Here is a 16,151-nt window from a genome sequence, read left to right as displayed (position 1 = left end):
ATCGCTACCAGATGCAGACGCGCTCGTCCTCGGCGAGCCACATTCCGTCGCCCTCGGAGACGTCGAAGGCCTCGTAGAACTCCGCGATGTTGCTGGAGACCACGTTGCAGCGGAACTCCGCCGGCGAGTGCGGGTCGATGGAAGCGTATTGCGCCGCCATCTGCGGGCGGATCGCGGTCTGCCAGATCCGTGCCCAGCGCAGGAAAACGCGCTGCAGGGCGGTGTACTCGGTTGTATCCGGGTTGCCGTCGGCATCCACCAGTCCCTCGACCGGTAGCTTCTCCGCCGTCTCGAAGGTCTTCCCCTGGTCCGCCAGGTAGCGGCGCAGAGCCACGATGGCGATGCCCAATCCGCCGAGGTCACCGATGTTCTCACCCAGGGTAAAGCTGCCGTTGACGGTGTGCTCGGTGATGCCGCGCTGGCGCAGGCCCGTCGGCACCAGGCCGTCGTACTGGGCCACCAGCTTGTCGGTCAGGGCGGTGAACGCCTCGCGGTCCTCCTCGGTCCACCAGGAGTTCAGATTTCCGTCGCCGTCGTACTTCGACCCCTGGTCGTCGAAGCCATGGCCGATCTCGTGGCCAATCACAGCGCCGATGGCGCCGAAGTTGCCGGCCATGTCCGCTGCCGGATCGAAGAACGGCGGGCGTAGGATCGCCGCCGGGAAGGTGATGTCGTTCTTCACCGGGTTGTAGAACGCATTCACCGTCTGCGGGGTGGTGAACCAGGTCTCGTTGTCGCTGGGCTTGCCCAACTTGGAAACCTCGTAGTTGTGGTTGAAGCGGCTGGCCGCCCGCACGTTCGCCAGCAGATCCGCGCCGGTGGAGCCAAACTCCAGGCCGTCGAAGTCACGCCACTTATCCGGATAGCCGATCTTCGCCTCGAACTTCTCCAGCTTCGCCAGCGCCTTCTCGCGTGTAGCGGGAGTCATCCAGGCCAGGTCGCTAATGCGCTCGCGGTAGGCGGCGATCAGGTAATCCACCAGCTCCAGCATCTTCTGCTTGTGCTCCGGCGGGAAGTGCTGGGCGACGAACTTCTTGCCGACTTCCTCGCCCACGGCGCCCTCGACCAGGGCGACGCCGCGCTTCCACCGCGCCCGCTGCTCCGTAGCGCCGGACAGGGTGCGCCCGTAGAACTCCCAGTTCCGCAGGTTCACCTCCGTCGGCAGGTATGCCGCGCAGCTCAAGATCACCCGCCAGTAGGCCCACAGCTTCCACTCGTCCAGGCCGCTGACCTGCGGGTTATCGCCCTCTCCGGTGGCCATGGCCGCGACGTGTTCCAGGTAGCTGGGCTGGCACACCACGATCGTGCCCCCGCCCGCGCTCTGCGTATCCACGCCCGTGGCCGCCAGCCACTCGCGGAAGGGGAAGCCCGTCGGCAGATCCTCGACCTTCGTCGGGTTATAAGTCTTCTCCGCATCGCGGCTAGCCACGTTGTCCCAGTGCCCGCGTGCCAGCTCGGTCTCGAACGCGCAGATCGCATCCGCCGCCGCAGCCGCGCCCGCATCCGCATACTTCCCGGGGAGCTCCAGCTCGCTGACCAGCTCCAACATGTCCTCTACGAACTCGCGGTAGGCCTCGCGGGTCGGCGCGTGCTGCTCCTCCCGGTAGTACGCCTCATCCGGCAGACCCAGCCCGGTCTGCACTAGGTAGGCACGCTCGATGTCCTGGCTGGAATCCTTCTCGATCCAATACCCCGCAACACCACCGGTGCCCTCCACATCGAGCCTGCCGAGTACCTTGGCCAGGTCGCCGACCGAGGTGGCGTCATCAATAAGCCCCAAAGGCTCCCGCAGGCCGGCCAGACCCGCAGCGGCGATGCCCTGCACGTCCATAAAAGAGGAGTACAGGGCGCCCACTCGGCCGCTCGGCTCGTCGGTGGCGGCGGCCTCTACGATCTCGCGAACCTCCTGCTCGGCGAGGTCACGCAGCTGGTGAAAGGTGCCGTCGACGGGTCGGTCGCTGGGAATCTTGTGTGTCGCCAGCCAGGCGCCGTTGACGTGCCGGTACAGGTCCTGCGCCGGCGAAGGGCGGGTGGCCTCGCCGGCCTGGTTCTGCGGCGCGGCCTCGGAGATGTCGTCCGGGATTTCTACAGCGTTAGTTTTTGCAGAGTTATTAGCGTTGTTTTCTACCATGCCCACCACCTTAGACACCGTCGCAGACAGGGTGTCCCGCACAGTGGTTAGGCTATGGCGTATGTTCCATCATCCCGCGCCACAGGGCTCGTCACAGGGCTCGCCACAGGGGCCGGCCGTCCGGCCACCACAGCGACCGATGGCTCCGGTTCCTCCAGTGCCCGCTCGTCCTGCACCGCCCGCAAAGCCTGCCAAGCCCGCCCCATCGACCACATATCGCCCCGCACCGACCAGCCCGAAGCGCCGCGGTGCGTACTCGGCCTATCTTCTAGGCACGCTGTTGTTGCTGGTTGGGGGTGTTTTTATTGTGGACGCCACCCTGGAAGACGAACCCCAGTCCCTGACCGTCGCAGAAGGGATGGAGGACTCGATCCTCACCTATTCCGAGTGGCCGCTGCGGTTTGCGAACCTGGAGGACTGCCACGATTCACCTGGCCTGGGGCGCCCCGGGGTAATGCAACTGGATTGCGATGGGGAAAGCTACGGCATGACCGGCCTGTCGGGTGTGGATGTGAAGGGCGGCGAGGAACCCGTCTCGCAAGCCGTGAACCGCGCCGTGCGCGCGCTGATCTTCCAGGACGGTGTGGAGCTGCAGTCGGTCGACGTACTGAACAGAGTCGCGGGAGAGAACCGGGAACTGTTGAAGAAAATGCAGGTCACGCAACTGCGTGTGACGGACACCTACAAGTTAGGGGAGAAGCGATTCATGGCGGTCGCGTTTGTGCGGGACCCGGATGCGGGATCGGACGGCGGTACGGAAGCTGATGCCGGCGCGGACAATGGCGCCGGTGGGGAGCCTAATAGCAAACTGGAGCACAGCCTCGAACCCGATGGCACGGCCCCAATGGTGGTGGTGCAGATGCCGGTGAAGTCAGCGTCATTAGAAAAACAGCTAGAGGAAGTCGATGAGCTAGTGCGCGGCGTCAGCTTGGACGACAATGCAGAAAGCGCAGGTGAATCCGATGTTTAAGACGCGTAACTACCGCGTGTTTGAGGTGCCACTCGAGTTTCACCTGAAGCACCCGCCCCAGCAGCGCCCGAAACTGCGACTGTTCCGCGACGGCTGGCTGGCGGCGTACTGGCTGCTGGTTGTTCCGAGCCTCGTGATGTCCGTATTCCTGCTAGTCGGCAACAATCCTTCGCTGGTGAGCCCAACCCTGGGGCTGGTGCTACTGATCGGCGCGCTGCACCTGGCGGGGGCGCTGCTGTGCGTATGGGCGCTGCCGATATATAGGGGCACGCCCAAGCGGCTGGTTGTGCTGGCGGTGCTGTGGGGCGGGGCGGCATCCGTGGTGCTGGCGGCGGTAGTGATTCAGCCTCCGGTGATGAACACCGTAGACAAGCTGGGCTGGCACGGGCTGACGGCCAGCTTTGGAGGCGCCTACCCGGAGGAGATCGCTAAGGGGCTGGGCATATGGCTCCTGCTGTGGATGGGGCGCGCATGGTGGAACCGCCCGTGGCATGGCATTATCGCCGGATTGCTGGTGGGGCTGGGCTTCGAGGTCTTCGAAAACATGATGTACGCGATGATGCTGGCGGTGATGGATCCGGTGTCTGACATGCAAGGAGCCTTGTCGACGTACCTCGTGCGCGTGATCGCCGGGCCTGCCAAGCACATGATGTTCAGCGCGCTGGTTGGCTACGGGATCGGCCTGGCGATGTTCGTGGGGGCGAAGGCGGGGAAGCCACGCGGTGTTGCCTGGCGCCTGGGGGCCGTCGTGTTGTGGGGTGGCCTGGGCTTCTTGACGCACTTTGCGTGGAATATTCGCTGGCTAGATGTGTCGCCAGTGTTTCAGCTGCTGTGGATGGGCTTTGTCTGGGTGGCGCTGGCGGCGCTCGCGGTATGGATGATTGTGTGGACGAGTATCGAGTTCCTGCGATGGAAAAAGCGCGGTATTTGCCCAGCTGTGGCGATATATCAGCGAGTGTGATGAAAATCACATGAGGGCTTGAGCAGGGATTTTCTGGCCGATGGTTTCATGGGGTGAAAGATGTCCCCCGTGGGGTAGAAGTGAATAATGTGAAACATGTGGTTTTTGGGTATGGTGTGATTCATGATTTCACTGCCATGGCGCCGCTCCACGCGCACGTCCGTACCGAAACGCCTCACCGCAACGGCACTCGCTGGCTCCGCTTTGACGGTTGCAGCGCTCGTCGCCACCGATGTTGTTCCCGTCCCCTCGTGGGCGCTGAATGGCATCGACGTTGCCTCCCACCAGCACCCCGGTGGTGCAGCAATCGACTGGACTGCCGTGAAGCAGTCCGGCCAGTCCTTCGTCTTCGTCAAGGCGACCGAGGGCACGTCCTACACCAACCCGGCGTTCACCACGGACTCCGCAAAGGCTCAGCAGGCCGGCCTGGTTCCGGGTAGCTACCACTACGCCCGCCCGGGCAGCGGCAACCCGCGCGCCGAGGCTCGCCATTACGCCAGCGTTCTGGCCACTGGCGTGCAGCCCTCACTGCCCCCGGTTCTGGACCTGGAGGAGCACGAGGGCCTGAACCCGACCCAGCTGCAGAACTGGGTCCGCGAGTGGATCGATGAGATTAAGGTCCAGACCGGTCGCGATCCGATCATCTACACCTACTACAGCTTCTGGATCCAGCGGATGGCCAACACCACCGAGTTCTCCGAGTACCCGTTGTGGCTGGCCTACTACCGCGACACCCTGCCGGATAAGATCCCGGGCGGTTGGGATCACGTCACCTTCTGGCAGTACTCCGGCTCCGGCCGCGTCAACGGTGTACAGACCCAGGTGGACCTGAACACGTACTACGGTGACGATGCTGCCCTGAACGCCCTGGCAGCCGGCATGCCTGCGGATAGCGCTGCAGGCCAGGCTTCCGAGGCGATGGATCCGATGCGTCCTGCCGTTGAAGGCGAGGCCGAGATCGCCAACAAGATTGAGCACGCCACCGGCGTAAACGTCCCTCTGGCCTCCGACTTCATGATGCAGCTGCTGGGCGTTATCGGCGGCCGCGTGTCCCCGGACGTTCTGCTGACTCAGGGTAAGCAGCAGCTGCAGGGCATGGATCCGGCACAGGTCGCAGGATCCGCTGGGGGCCCGGATCAGGGCGCTCAGGCAAGCGGTTCCGTGAAGACTGCCCAGGAGGTGCTGACCGCCTACACCGCACTATCCGGTGCGCTGAAGGAGTTCAACGCTGGTGGCAACAAGCTGCCGGTCGAGGCAATCCTGAAGCTGGTCCAGGGCTACGCGCCGGGCGCTGGTGACCAGGGCGGCACGGTGAACATCGGCCAGATCCTGAACCTGCTGCAGCAGTTCGGCGGCATCTCCAACTGGAGCGCCAAGCTGGAGAACGGCGAGGTTCAGCCTGACGCGAATGCCTTTGCTGAGCTGGCTGACGCCGCCAAGTCCGCGAACCCAGATGGCTCCGCTCCGGCGGACGCTGCCCCCGCGCCGGCCGCTGACCAGGCTCCGGCCGCTCCGGTTCCGCCGGCAGCCCCGGCTCCCGCTGCTAACTAAGCACACGGTGCCGCTGCTGGCACCGCAGCCTTGCAGCTAACTGAGCGCATTCAATCTGCGCGTTAGCGAGCTAGCGAGCAAGCAGCTACAAGCAATGAAGCGTCGCCCTAACCGGGCGGCGCTTTTTTGCATCCCTATCCCGCACTTGCGTTCCTACCCTGCTTTTGCATCCCTGTCTCGGTCGTGCATGCTCCACGGTCATCCATCCCTGTCTTGGCGAGCTAGAGCTGGGGAATGTCCCAAATCTTCCACTCTGTTTTTATAGCTATCTATTTCCGCAGGTCAGAGCTTCGCAGTTTTTTGCTGCAAAGGAGCTACTCGTCGAAAGTGGAAGATTTGGGACATCGTCCCTCTAGCACAGGGCTCCTAGGAGCATGCATAAGTGCCAGGGCATGAAGAGGGACCAGAGCATGAAGAGGGACCAGAGCATGAAAAAGGGCGGGATGGTAAATCACCACCCCGCCCAGCCCTGCCCAGTGGCCGGCCCCCGGAACCTAGTCCGAGAACTTCATCGGCCCGTTGTACCAGAGCCCAGAACGCTTATCCGTCTCCGTATCCAGCTTCACCGGCTTCGGCTTATCGCCGTTCGCATTCGGGAACGGGGTCAGCTTATCCAGCACACCCCAATCCCGCTGCCAGTCGTCCTGCAGGTAGGTCGGTATCTCCTCGGCCTGCGAGGTCATCTGCACCAGCCCGTAGGAGCCACCACCGGAGTAGTCCATCACCGGCGTGTGGTTGCCGCGGACGTCGTGGTCAGGCGAGATGCGGTATTCAGCGGCTTCTGCCACGCCCGCCCAGTGGTCGTATGGCTTCTGGCACGGGAATTGGAATGCGATGGTCCAGTCCAGCAACGTCGGCGCTTCGGAGCCCACGTAGTCGTTCAGCGACTCCATCTCCGGCACGCGCGGCGGTGTAATGGCAATCCACTGTGTGGGCGTCAGGTTCGGATCGTTCGCCACAATGCGTACCGAGTCCGCGTCCTCCGGAACCTCGTCCATCGGGATGCGCAGGTTACGCCACTCGGGCGCGTAGCCCGGATCCAGTGGAATCTGCTCGCCGAGCACCTCAAAGTCCTCAGCCTTCTTGGAACCACCGGACTTGCCGAACTGGACCTTGATCTCCTGGCCGTACTTGAAGATGCCGTCCATGTCGAAGTGGCCGACCTGCCCAGCCACGCTGAACACCAGTAGCGGCAGGCCTTCGCGGTCCTCCGGCAGGCTGTACCAGCTGGTCGTGGTGTTCGCGGGTGTCTGCAGCCCCTCGGTGTACGAGCCGACCACCGGCACCTTGTTCGCGTCGATTCCGAACGGCAGCACGGCATAGGATCCGTTCACGCCCTTGGTGGCCTTCAGGCCGCCGGTGGTGCCGGATGCGTCGCCGCCGTCGTTGCCGTCATTGCCGCTCGTCTTTTCCTCAGACTCGTTCGTTGACTTATCTTGTGACGCCGCATTCTGCGTGTCGCCCTGGTCAGAGGAAGCGTTCGTGTCGGCGGAGCCGGAATCCTCGCTACGGAACTGGTCGGACGATCCCACAGTGGCCTGGGAGTCGCTGGTGGACTTGGAGTCGATCTTGGCGGGGATGTTGTTCGGCTCGAAGCCGCGGCCCCCGCCGCTGGTCAGGGATTCCTTCAGGGAGCTGCCGTCGGCAGGCTGGAGGAAGGAGTCGTTGGTGTTGGTCTCCACCAGAACATCCGCAGCCTGGTTACAGCTTTGACCCGTGAGAGCCATCATGTTGCCCTTGCCCACGGAGTAGGCGGGCCACTGGCTGACCATGCCCTTCGTTAGGGAGGCCAGGGTGAACACGACCGTGAAAGCCGTCAGCACGGCGATCGGCGCGGCCGTCAGACCGCGGAACTTGTGAAGCTTCTTAGTCTCAGCCAGCTCGATATCGGCCACTTCCGATTTGGTGGTGGCACGGGCGCGTTTGGCGTCCGCAAGAAAGCCAACGATCACACCCCAGAAAAGAACCACAACAGATACAGCAAGCATCACGGTGCTAGCGGTGATACCAGAGAGCTGCACCGGCTTATCCCACCACGGCACGCCGTAGGAGGACAGGTACCACCAACCGTTCGGGCCGGCGAGGGTGAAGGCGAACAGCATCAGGGTAGAGCCCAGGAACAGCAGCTGGTTGCGCCTGGTCTGCAGCGCGAAACGCGAGGCGGCAACGGCTGCTAGAGCCGTCAACGCAGCACCGATACCCGCGAACACGCCGAAGTGGTGGGTCCACTTGGTGGGCGTGAACGTCATGAAGAACAGCGTGCCCAGAACGATCAGCAACAGGCGGGTGGACGGAGCCTTAGCGGCACCGGTGATGCGCCCGTTGCGCAGCATGGCGGCCACGACGATGCCAATGCAGAAGAACAGCATGACCATGGTGAAGCGGCGCGGGAAGCTGCCGTCGACGGTCTGCTCCATGAGGGCTTCGTAGCGACGGAACTCCTCGAACCACTGCATCGACGGGCCGATGTCGCCACGCAGCTTGATGGCTTCGGTGACGGTACGCAGCGTTTGGTCTGCGAACACGGCCGTGAGGATCGCAGTGCCAGCAGCCAGGAACGGTGCGATCTGCGCCAGAATGGCGGCGATGACCGTCTTCTTAGGGGCACCCTTCGGCGCGCCCAGCAGAGGCAGGCGGCGGGTGAGAATACGGATCAGCGCGCCTAGGGAGGCCAGCAGGGCGGCGACGGCCATCAAGCCGGTCGGTCCCGCTCCCAGCGCCAGGGTGGCGATGATCGTGCCGACCGCGGCGGGTAGCAGGCGGTGGGTGGCGATAGCGCGTTCGAAGGAGACCCAAGCCAGCAGGGAGAGCACGGCGATGATCGGCTCCGGGCGCGTGCCGTTGTTGAAGGTCATCCAGAACAGCAGGAACGTTGCCGCCATGGTCCAGTGGGCGACTTGGCGCTGGTTGATCTTGGCGCCGAGGCGTGGCATGACCTCACGGGAAAGGACCAGCCACGTGACGATGCCCGCGATCAGGGAGGGCAGGCGCATCCAGATGGATGCGGAGGAGACCTGCGTCATCAGTGCCAGCAGGTCGTAGAACGGCGATCCGAAGGGGGATTCCGGTACGCCGAACCAGCGGTAGTAGTTGGCCATGTAGCCGGACTCTTGGGAGACCTTGGCCATGGTCAGCAGGTAGCCGTCATCCGAGGTGTTGGCGCCGACGAAGTACCAGGCCAGCAGGATGAAGCCGACTACGCCGTCGAGAGGTCGGGGCTTCCACCAGTTGCGGTGGAACAGGCGGCGGGACGTGGTTCGCTTGTCGAGGATATCGATGCGGTACAGGCAGTACAGGGCGATCGCGGTGGCGATGATGCCTACGAAGATGGCCAGGTACTTGATGACCGAGGGGGAGGAGGTGAAGCGCGAATCGACGGTGACGTGTGCCTGGAAGCCCGCGTCGATCGTGCTGTTGGAGTTCTTCTCCGTGTTCTTGATATCCGTATAGATCCCGGTGAGGGCGGGGCGAACGTCGGCATCGATGGTGGAATCCAGTGCATAGTCCAGGTGCTTGTCTGCGTCCGGTACCCAGGCGCGGGTGGATTCGTAGTCGGAGGTGATGCGCAGCTGCGCGTCGTCCGGCAGCTTCCGCAGAGCGTCCTTATTAATGGAAAGTGGAACGATGTTGCGCACGACCACGTCGAGGCTGTCGTCGGTGGAGCGGACGAACATGCCACGCAGGGTGGCCTCTGTGGATTCTGGCGGGAGGGTCGACAGAATGTTTGTCGCACCGCTTTCCAGGTTGCGCACTTCCTGGATGGGCACCGTGATGTCTACGTCTTGGGGGACGTAGGAGATCAGGGGTGCCTGGACGGATGTGAGGTCATCGTCCTGAGGCCAGTTGAAAGAGGACTGTACCTGGTTTACAGGCAGGAAAGGCAAAGAAAGGAACATCACCATGCCGATGAGGCCGGAGATGATGGACGCTAACTTTAGTTTCCCTGTTGGCTGCTGAACTTTAGACACAACAGGTAATTGTAGGCCACGGTCGGGCTAACACAGAACTCAATTAGCCTATTTTCCGGGATTCCTGTTAATTCCTGTTGCCCAGAGAGGTTTTTGTGACGCTGCCTACAGTGTTCACTTATCGCTGCCGCACCGCGACAACAAACGGCCCGACCTGGTGCAGATCCCAGCCCTCGGAGAACGCAGAGGCATCGAAGTGGATCGCACGGAACCGTACATTCGGCTGGCTGGGGTAGATGTCATCTGCCACCAGGTAGGTAAATGTGCCATGGTCGGTGGTGCCGTCGGTGTCGTCGGCGCCGTTACTGCTGTTATCGGCGGAATCCAACTGCCCGCGCATGAGTAGCGCGTCGGGTGCCTTCCACCCATTTTCCTTCTCTGCGTTGTCCATCGCAGCCAGCAGATCCTTGGGATCCGTGATCTTGCTCCAGCCCTCGATCTCCTCGTTGCGGCGAGCGAAGTCGCCCAACGGGTTGGCATAGTGCGAGGTAAAAGCCTGGTAGGCGTGGTACGGGTAGTAGGCCAAGAAGCTCTTCTCGTCCGTGAGCAGCACCTTGCCGGACCGGCCACCGAGCTCCCCGGAGAGAACCTCGTCTACCTGTGAGTAATACACAGCGGAATCGCCCGGAAGTTTGTCCGCGCGCTTTCCTTCGCCGTCGGTATCGGTGTAGGCCGTGTCGATGTGACTTTCGTGTTCGAAGGGGATCTGCGTCGCATAGTGAATGCCGCATACGGCCATCACGATAGCCATCACGCGGCTGATCAGTACGCCGTTCCCAGGCATGCGCCCCGCCGCAGCCGTGAGCTGCGGGACATACACCAGCCGCCAATCAGCAATGGCCAGCACGCCTGAAACTGCGAGGATAATGCTGATTGGTACTGCCATGCGGAAGCCCAGCAGCGTGGTGCCGAAGACCGTCATCAGAAGCGACAGGATCACCCATGCGTAGCAGACAAGTAGGCCGAGCGTGAGGGCGCGCACGTCGCCGTCTTTGCGGCGGAACACCATCCAGATCAGCGCAACGATAGAGAGGATGCCGATGGCCGCAGACTCGAAGAACGGGGTGGGCACCTGTGTTGCAACTTCCGGCAGGTAGTGCTGCGCGGTGCTGGTGGAGCCATGGGTCTGGGTGACTAGGCTCCATAGGTACGGCGCCCAGCCCAGCAGGGCGATGGCGATGGAGCTTGCGCCGATTGCCACGAGCCGGATCAGAGGCTTGATGCCGCGTTCTGTAATTGCGCCAGCCACCGCTAGTACCACTACCGTTAGGGCGGATACGGCGGTGTACAGCGTATAAAGGTTGGCCGAAAGCCCCAGGTAGATGATGGATCCGACGAGCGCGGCGCGCCCTCCGTGTAGTGCGCGCCGGGCGAGGACAAACGCCGGGGCCATGCCCATGGCCACGATCGCCGCGTAGGGCTCGTCACCACCGACCGTCAGGGTAACCGTCACGGTCACTAGTGCCAGTGCGCTGGCGATTGGCAGGGATCCGCAGATACGCTGCCACACCGGCACCAGCATGCTGGCGGCCATGGCCATCGTGATGAGTGCCCAGGGTTGCATCGCGACCCAGCCGGACAGGCCGAAGATACGGGCAAACAATCCACCGCTGAAGAACCACAGGCCGGGGTAGAAGGACGGCTGATCGATGTAAGCCATGTCCTCCCAGCCCAGCTGGTCGGTCATGCGGGTGAGGAATTGCGTGCGAAACGCCTGGTCTACGCTGATTCCGCCGAGGTAAAGCTGGGTTGCCGCCAGCGGAATGCCCAGCGCTGCCAGCACCAGCACGGCCGGCGCAAGGTGCATGATCAACTGCAGCAGGACGGAGACCCACCCGGACAGCGCTGGTCGTTGTGATCCCCGCGCTCCGAAGCCCTTGCTCTGCGCACCGGTGGCCTGCCCGCTGAGCATCCACTTTGCCGGGTAGACCCACCAGTAGCAGGCCAGTCCGGTGAGTACGACGAGGATGGTAATGGCCGCGGTGGTCAGTCCGCGCAGCACGAAGCTATTGTTAAAAGCAGGGAAGTTCGTGTGCGCCATGAGGTACCACCCCAGGGTGGTTCCGACGAATGCAAGCGCACCAGTCACAACGAGGCGCACGAGGGTCTGGCGGATGGACAGCGCGTCCTTGGTAAAGGGAACCGTCCGATCGGCCTGCGTGGCGGAACTTGAGCTCATTGCTTCATTCTTGCACACGCCCCGGACAATCCCTGCGGTCCGAAGCCGTGTGCGCGGGTCGTGTTCGTCACGCCCCGCCCCCGTTAGCGCAGCATAATCGCCCTAATTCCTGAGTGGAATCCGTCGCGTAGGCCTACGCGCTGCGTTTCGGAGAGCGTGTATTCGTGCAGCGTCTCGCAGGCGAATTGCAGTAGCGGTCGGTCGATCTCCGGAGGCAGTCCGCCGCCCGACAGCAGGTGGGCGTTGTCGCGCTGTTCCTCGTTTGCCACGTTGTCGTACCACCACACCGCGTATTGCTGGCCAATATCGGAGGGGCTCTGCTCGCCCGCGGTCGCCCATACCTCGTTCGGCAGCGGAACGTAGCGGCTGCGCAGCTTGCGGTGGCGCGCCATCATGCCGGGGTTCGGGCGCGGTTTCGGCTTGGGTGCTTCTGTTTCTTGTGTTTCTGCTGTCTTATTTGGTGACGCCACCGTGTCCGGCCCGGTCTCCGCCTCAGCCGACGTGCGGGTCTCTGCCGGTGTGGGTTGTGCGCTGTCTTCATTCTGTGCAGTTTCGGCCGCCTCAACCGCCTCAGCTGCAGTTTCGGTGGCGGGTTGGGTTGCCGGAGCTGGGGTGGCCTCCTGGTTCACGCTCGGATGGGTGGCGCCCCGGGAGGTGGCGGCAGGGCCACTGCGCACTGGTTCCGGAATCTGGGGAGCGGCGGGCCCGTCCCCGGGAGCGTCGGCGGCGGTGAGCACGCACGGGCTCGAGTCCGCAGGCTCTTCCGCATCGCCCAGCGGCTTGTCCTCGGGCTGTTCGGGCTGCTCTCCCGCCGGCAGGGGGCCTTCCAGCACCTGCAAGCGCATGGTGTCGCGGAAGTCTTCGCGCGGGTCCAAGATCGTGGTCGTATCGCAGGCGAAGCGCAGGGCGGAGGACATGGAATCCCAGCCGAAGCCATATAGGTGCACACGGATGCCTGCGGCGACGGCCTCTTCAACACCGGGCAGCATGTCGGCGTCACCAGAAACGAGCACGATGTCGGATACCTGGCGCTTCATCGCGGCGATAACGATGTCGGCGACCAAGCGCGTATCCACTGCCTTTTGGGTGCGGCGGTCGCCCCATTCGATTAGCTGACCGGCGCGTAGCTGTACCCCTGGCTCGCTGCGCAGGGAGCGTTGGTAGCGGTGGGGGCCGGAATCGGGGATGCCGTCGTACCAAAACTGCCGGTGAACGGGCTGTTTCAGTTGGTCTTGGATCATCTGTCCGAGAACCGCCACGACCTCCGGGAGGTCGATCTCTAACTGGGCGCGGGCCCCGGTGTCCCAGGAGTTATAAAAGCTCGCTAGCAGGTAAGACGTGTCGACATAGACCTGTGTGCGTTCCAACATTGTTCATTGCTCTTTTCGTTTCGTTTGTAACTAGTTCTTTTATGTTCTTTCCCTCTAGCATGCCTGAAAACTTTGTTGTATGGTTAGTTACATAAGTAACCAACCAACTAACTAGGTGTGTTGAGAATGCACTGAGGTACAGAGCGTACTGGGAACTTGTTAAGCAGCCCGCGGAAGGAGGTGTCCCATGAATGAATCGTCGACTCCGCTTTTTCAGCAGGTCGCAGACCTCATCGCGGACGCGATCGTGGATGGGTCGCTTCCTGAGGGCGAACGCGCGCCATCGACAAATGAACTCGCAGAATTTCACAGCATCAACCCCGCAACCGCCAGAAAAGGGTTGGCGCTGCTTGTCGATCAGGACGTGTTGGCCAAGAGGCGCGGCGTGGGAATGTTCGTTGAACACGGCGCCCGCGAGCGAATCCTGGCCCTGCGTAAGGAGGCTTTCGCCGCCAGCTATTTGGTTCCCCTCGTCGACGAGGCCGCCAAGTTGGGCATGAATCGCACACAGCTGAAAACCCTCATGGACAAAGTCGCAGAAAGTCGAGGACTCTACGAATGATTGCCACTACGTATCCCGACGCAGCCTCTGGCGTCGCTCCCGACATCGAGCTGCGCGACGTTAGGCGCAAGCTCGGCTCCACTCACGCCCTCGATGGCGTGACGGCGCACCTGCCAGGTGGCCGCGTCTATGGCCTTATTGGCCGCAACGGCGCTGGTAAGACCACTCTGCTGCGCACAATTGCCGGACAACTGCGCGCCAAGGGCGAGGTCCTTATTGGCGGTCAGCCGGTGTACGACAACACGGAAGTACTGAACAGCTTGATCCTGTCTGGTCCCGATGTGCCGTGGCCCGCAGATATTAAGGTCAAGCAGTTACTCAGTGTGGTCGCCGCCCGCTGGGAGACCTGGGATCAGCGCTATGCGGACCAGCTCTGCGAAGACTTCGAGGTCGATACGCGCAAACCCCTGTCTAAACTCTCGCGCGGACAAAAGTCCCTGGTCTCGATCGTCATTGGTCTGGCTGCGCAGTGTCCCGTCACCCTCCTCGATGAGCCCTATCTGGGCCTTGACGTGCAGAATCGCGAGCTGTTCTACAAGCATCTCTTGCAGGACGTGGAGCGTAATCCGCGCACCTTTATCCTTTCGACCCACCACGTCGACGACGCTGCTCGCATCCTCGATTCCGTCGTCCTCCTCGACAAGGGCCGTATTACGGGAGTCGGCACCCTCGACGCCATCACCGAACGCATCGCGATCCTCTCTGGTTCCGCCGCGGCCGTCGAAGCCACACTCGGAGAGGTTGGGGCTGCTGGTTCTGTTCTTAATGACGCCACGTCTTCCGGGCTACGCCGAGTAGTCCTTGACACTCACGGTCTGGGCACCGACAGCGTGCAGGATCTCGCCGCCCGCATTGAGGGCAGCGGGGTTCGCGTAACCAGCGCGGACCTGGAGCAGGCGGTGCTAGCGCTGACCGGAAGGGAGTTCTAGCCTTGGAGACCACCTACCGACCCCTGCCCTGGGGAACGCACTGGAAACTGGCCATGCGCCAGCTGCTGCCTAAAGCTGGGAACCTTGGTCTTAGCACCGTGTTCATCCTGCTGATCCTCTTCTTCGCAATGGGCGGAGAGGAAATCAACGGGTTTAAGCTGGGGATATACCTACTATTTGGGCTCTCGCTGGGGCTGCAGCCGATCACCGCAGTGTGGGACAAGGCTCAGCTTCGCGCTCTGGGAATGAGCGTGGCGGATATCCGTCGAAACCTCCTGATAGTCATGCCAGTTACATCGGCAGTTGTCTGCGGGGCGATGCTTTTGGGCTACGTCCTTGCGCTAATTTTCAGTTGGCACATCCCGGCATTCTGGGTTGTCCTAGGATTCGTCTTCCTCGTGCATGTGGCCAGCATCATCAGGGATCTGGCACGTGTCGAGGATAATAGTGAGGTCATCAAGACCACCAAGAGTGACGCCGAGGAAGACGAGACCGCCCAAGCGGATAAGGCCACGTTGACTGGGTTGTTTAACGCGGAGACGAGGTGGCGTCAACAAGAAAAGAAGGGCAATAACCCCACGGCGCTCAACTACCTTGCCACCTGGCGGATCGATGGGTTCATGGCTTGGATGCACCTGACTGGACTCATCGCGATAGTCATTGGTGTGATCGGTTGGTTCGCCTCCGGGCTAACGGCTAGTGGCGCGATGTGGCTGTACCCAGCAGCGATGATCCTGCTGGTAGCAGCCTACTACTGTGGTGAAACGTTGAACTCGAGCTTGCGCAATTGGCTGGTGCTCTCCGGCGATCGCCGCCACTGGTACGCGAAAGCGATGGGGCGACTGGCTCTATGGATGCCGGGAGTGGGGCTGTTGGTGTTGATCGGGACAGCGGAGTTCGCGCTGTTTAGCGTTCTGTTCCCAGGAGTCGGCGATCTAGAACTGCACGTAAGCGGAAAGGGTCTACTGATGACCCTGCTCGTTGCGGCGACAGTGGCAATGGCCTTTGGCTCGGTTGTAATCGTCAGCTTTTGGGTGAGCAACCGCTTCAGCGGATGGATGAGGTGGGTGGCGAGCCTGCTGGCCATCATGCTGATGTCTGCTGCGATGGCGGTAATCATCGTCTCGGTTCAAGAGATTGATGAGGTTGGGATCGACCTATTGGGGCCTGTTGGCGCAATCTTTGGAGCCGTGGGTGTGGTGACAGTGCTCGTATTCGCAGCGCTGCGATGGGGCATCGGGCGCTTCGATACGGCCCATGAATCAATTCAGGAAAATCTGGGTCTAAGCTCTGATGCCTAGAACACCGTGTGAAACTGCCTGTGGCCTGCGGGTTTGTGTTTGTTGTGGGGTGTGTGTACATTAATCCAAGTCAGCGCGACACAGCACCGCGAGTTACAGACCCTCGGAACGCTGGAAGTCATAAGCGTCTGGCCAATCATTTTAAAGCTGTAAAAACAGTTCGTGTGTGTGCGAGTGCAGCGGGTTGTTTACCGGGAATTTGCTTTATTTTCACGGTTGCTTTACACTC

At 62.2% G+C, this 16,151-nt stretch carries 10 protein-coding genes; 6 read left to right on the top strand and 4 right to left on the bottom strand.

Going from position 1 to position 16,151, the window contains the following annotated elements; all coding sequences use genetic code 11:
- Window positions 1–4: 4 nt before the first annotated feature.
- A complete protein-coding gene (locus JQ46_RS05640; protein ID WP_034986309.1) occupies window positions 5–2,131 on the bottom strand; it encodes a M13 family metallopeptidase in 2,127 nt (708 codons plus the stop codon).
- A 157-nt stretch (window positions 2,132–2,288) separates the two neighbouring features.
- On the opposite strand from JQ46_RS05640, the gene JQ46_RS05635 reads away from it, so the two are divergent.
- The 3 genes from JQ46_RS05635 to JQ46_RS05625 all read left to right on the top strand — a co-directional run bounded on the left by JQ46_RS05635 (window position 2,289) and on the right by JQ46_RS05625 (window position 5,613).
- Window positions 2,289–3,101: a hypothetical protein gene (locus JQ46_RS05635; RefSeq protein WP_237744736.1), complete on the top strand. Its 813-nt coding sequence runs from the start codon at window positions 2,289–2,291 to the stop codon at window positions 3,099–3,101.
- A complete protein-coding gene (locus JQ46_RS05630; RefSeq protein WP_034986258.1) occupies window positions 3,094–4,062 on the top strand; it encodes a PrsW family intramembrane metalloprotease in 969 nt (322 codons plus the stop codon). The genes JQ46_RS05635 and JQ46_RS05630 overlap by 8 nt, the downstream gene beginning before the upstream one ends.
- Before the next feature lie 123 nt (window positions 4,063–4,185).
- On the top strand, window positions 4,186–5,613 hold the full coding sequence (locus JQ46_RS05625; RefSeq protein ID WP_034986257.1) for a glycoside hydrolase family 25 protein: 1,428 nt from the start codon (window positions 4,186–4,188) through the stop codon (window positions 5,611–5,613).
- 494 nt (window positions 5,614–6,107) lie between these two features.
- Here JQ46_RS05625 and JQ46_RS05620 read toward each other — a convergent pair whose 3' ends face one another.
- The 3 genes from JQ46_RS05620 to JQ46_RS05610 form a co-directional block, all read right to left on the bottom strand.
- Window positions 6,108–9,581 (bottom strand): arabinosyltransferase domain-containing protein, encoded by a 3,474-nt coding sequence (locus JQ46_RS05620; protein WP_034986255.1) that lies wholly within the window; start codon window positions 9,579–9,581, stop codon window positions 6,108–6,110.
- A 118-nt stretch (window positions 9,582–9,699) separates the two neighbouring features.
- The gene (locus JQ46_RS05615) at window positions 9,700–11,760 is read right to left on the bottom strand and encodes a galactan 5-O-arabinofuranosyltransferase (RefSeq protein WP_051876264.1); all 2,061 of its coding nucleotides are present in this window, start codon (window positions 11,758–11,760) and stop codon (window positions 9,700–9,702) included.
- Between the two features lie 83 nt (window positions 11,761–11,843).
- The gene (locus JQ46_RS05610) at window positions 11,844–13,130 is read right to left on the bottom strand and encodes an NYN domain-containing protein (RefSeq protein ID WP_034986251.1); all 1,287 of its coding nucleotides are present in this window, start codon (window positions 13,128–13,130) and stop codon (window positions 11,844–11,846) included.
- Between the two features lie 187 nt (window positions 13,131–13,317).
- On the opposite strand from JQ46_RS05610, the gene JQ46_RS05605 reads away from it, so the two are divergent.
- The 3 genes from JQ46_RS05605 to JQ46_RS05595 are packed head-to-tail and all read left to right on the top strand — an operon-like array spanning window position 13,318 to window position 15,922.
- Window positions 13,318–13,692 (top strand): GntR family transcriptional regulator, encoded by a 375-nt coding sequence (locus tag JQ46_RS05605; RefSeq protein WP_011272840.1) that lies wholly within the window; start codon window positions 13,318–13,320, stop codon window positions 13,690–13,692.
- Window positions 13,689–14,621 carry an ATP-binding cassette domain-containing protein gene (locus JQ46_RS05600; RefSeq protein ID WP_034986248.1) on the top strand — a complete coding sequence of 311 codons (933 nt, stop codon included), beginning with the start codon at window positions 13,689–13,691 and terminating at the stop codon, window positions 14,619–14,621. Before JQ46_RS05605 ends, JQ46_RS05600 begins: the two co-directional genes overlap by 4 nt.
- 2 nt (window positions 14,622–14,623) lie before the next feature.
- Entirely contained in the window at window positions 14,624–15,922 is a 1,299-nt protein-coding gene (locus JQ46_RS05595; RefSeq protein ID WP_237744735.1) for an ABC transporter permease, read from the top strand.
- Window positions 15,923–16,151 lie beyond the last annotated feature (229 nt).

This window comes from Corynebacterium jeikeium (assembly GCF_000738175.1).
Taxonomy (GTDB): Bacteria; Actinomycetota; Actinomycetes; order Mycobacteriales; family Mycobacteriaceae; genus Corynebacterium; species Corynebacterium jeikeium_C.
This window is presented reverse-complemented; position numbering and strand designations above follow the sequence as displayed.

Coding starts and splice junctions, on each gene's coding strand:
- JQ46_RS05615 (WP_051876264.1), bottom strand. CDS start 11,760: ATGAGCTCAAGTTCCGCCACGCAGGCCGATCGGACGGTTCCCTTTACC.
- JQ46_RS05630 (WP_034986258.1), top strand. CDS start 3,094: ATGTTTAAGACGCGTAACTACCGCGTGTTTGAGGTGCCACTCGAGTTT.
- JQ46_RS05605 (WP_011272840.1), top strand. CDS start 13,318: ATGAATGAATCGTCGACTCCGCTTTTTCAGCAGGTCGCAGACCTCATC.
- JQ46_RS05610 (WP_034986251.1), bottom strand. CDS start 13,130: ATGTTGGAACGCACACAGGTCTATGTCGACACGTCTTACCTGCTAGCG.
- JQ46_RS05640 (WP_034986309.1), bottom strand. CDS start 2,131: ATGGTAGAAAACAACGCTAATAACTCTGCAAAAACTAACGCTGTAGAA.
- JQ46_RS05625 (WP_034986257.1), top strand. CDS start 4,186: ATGATTTCACTGCCATGGCGCCGCTCCACGCGCACGTCCGTACCGAAA.
- JQ46_RS05600 (WP_034986248.1), top strand. CDS start 13,689: ATGATTGCCACTACGTATCCCGACGCAGCCTCTGGCGTCGCTCCCGAC.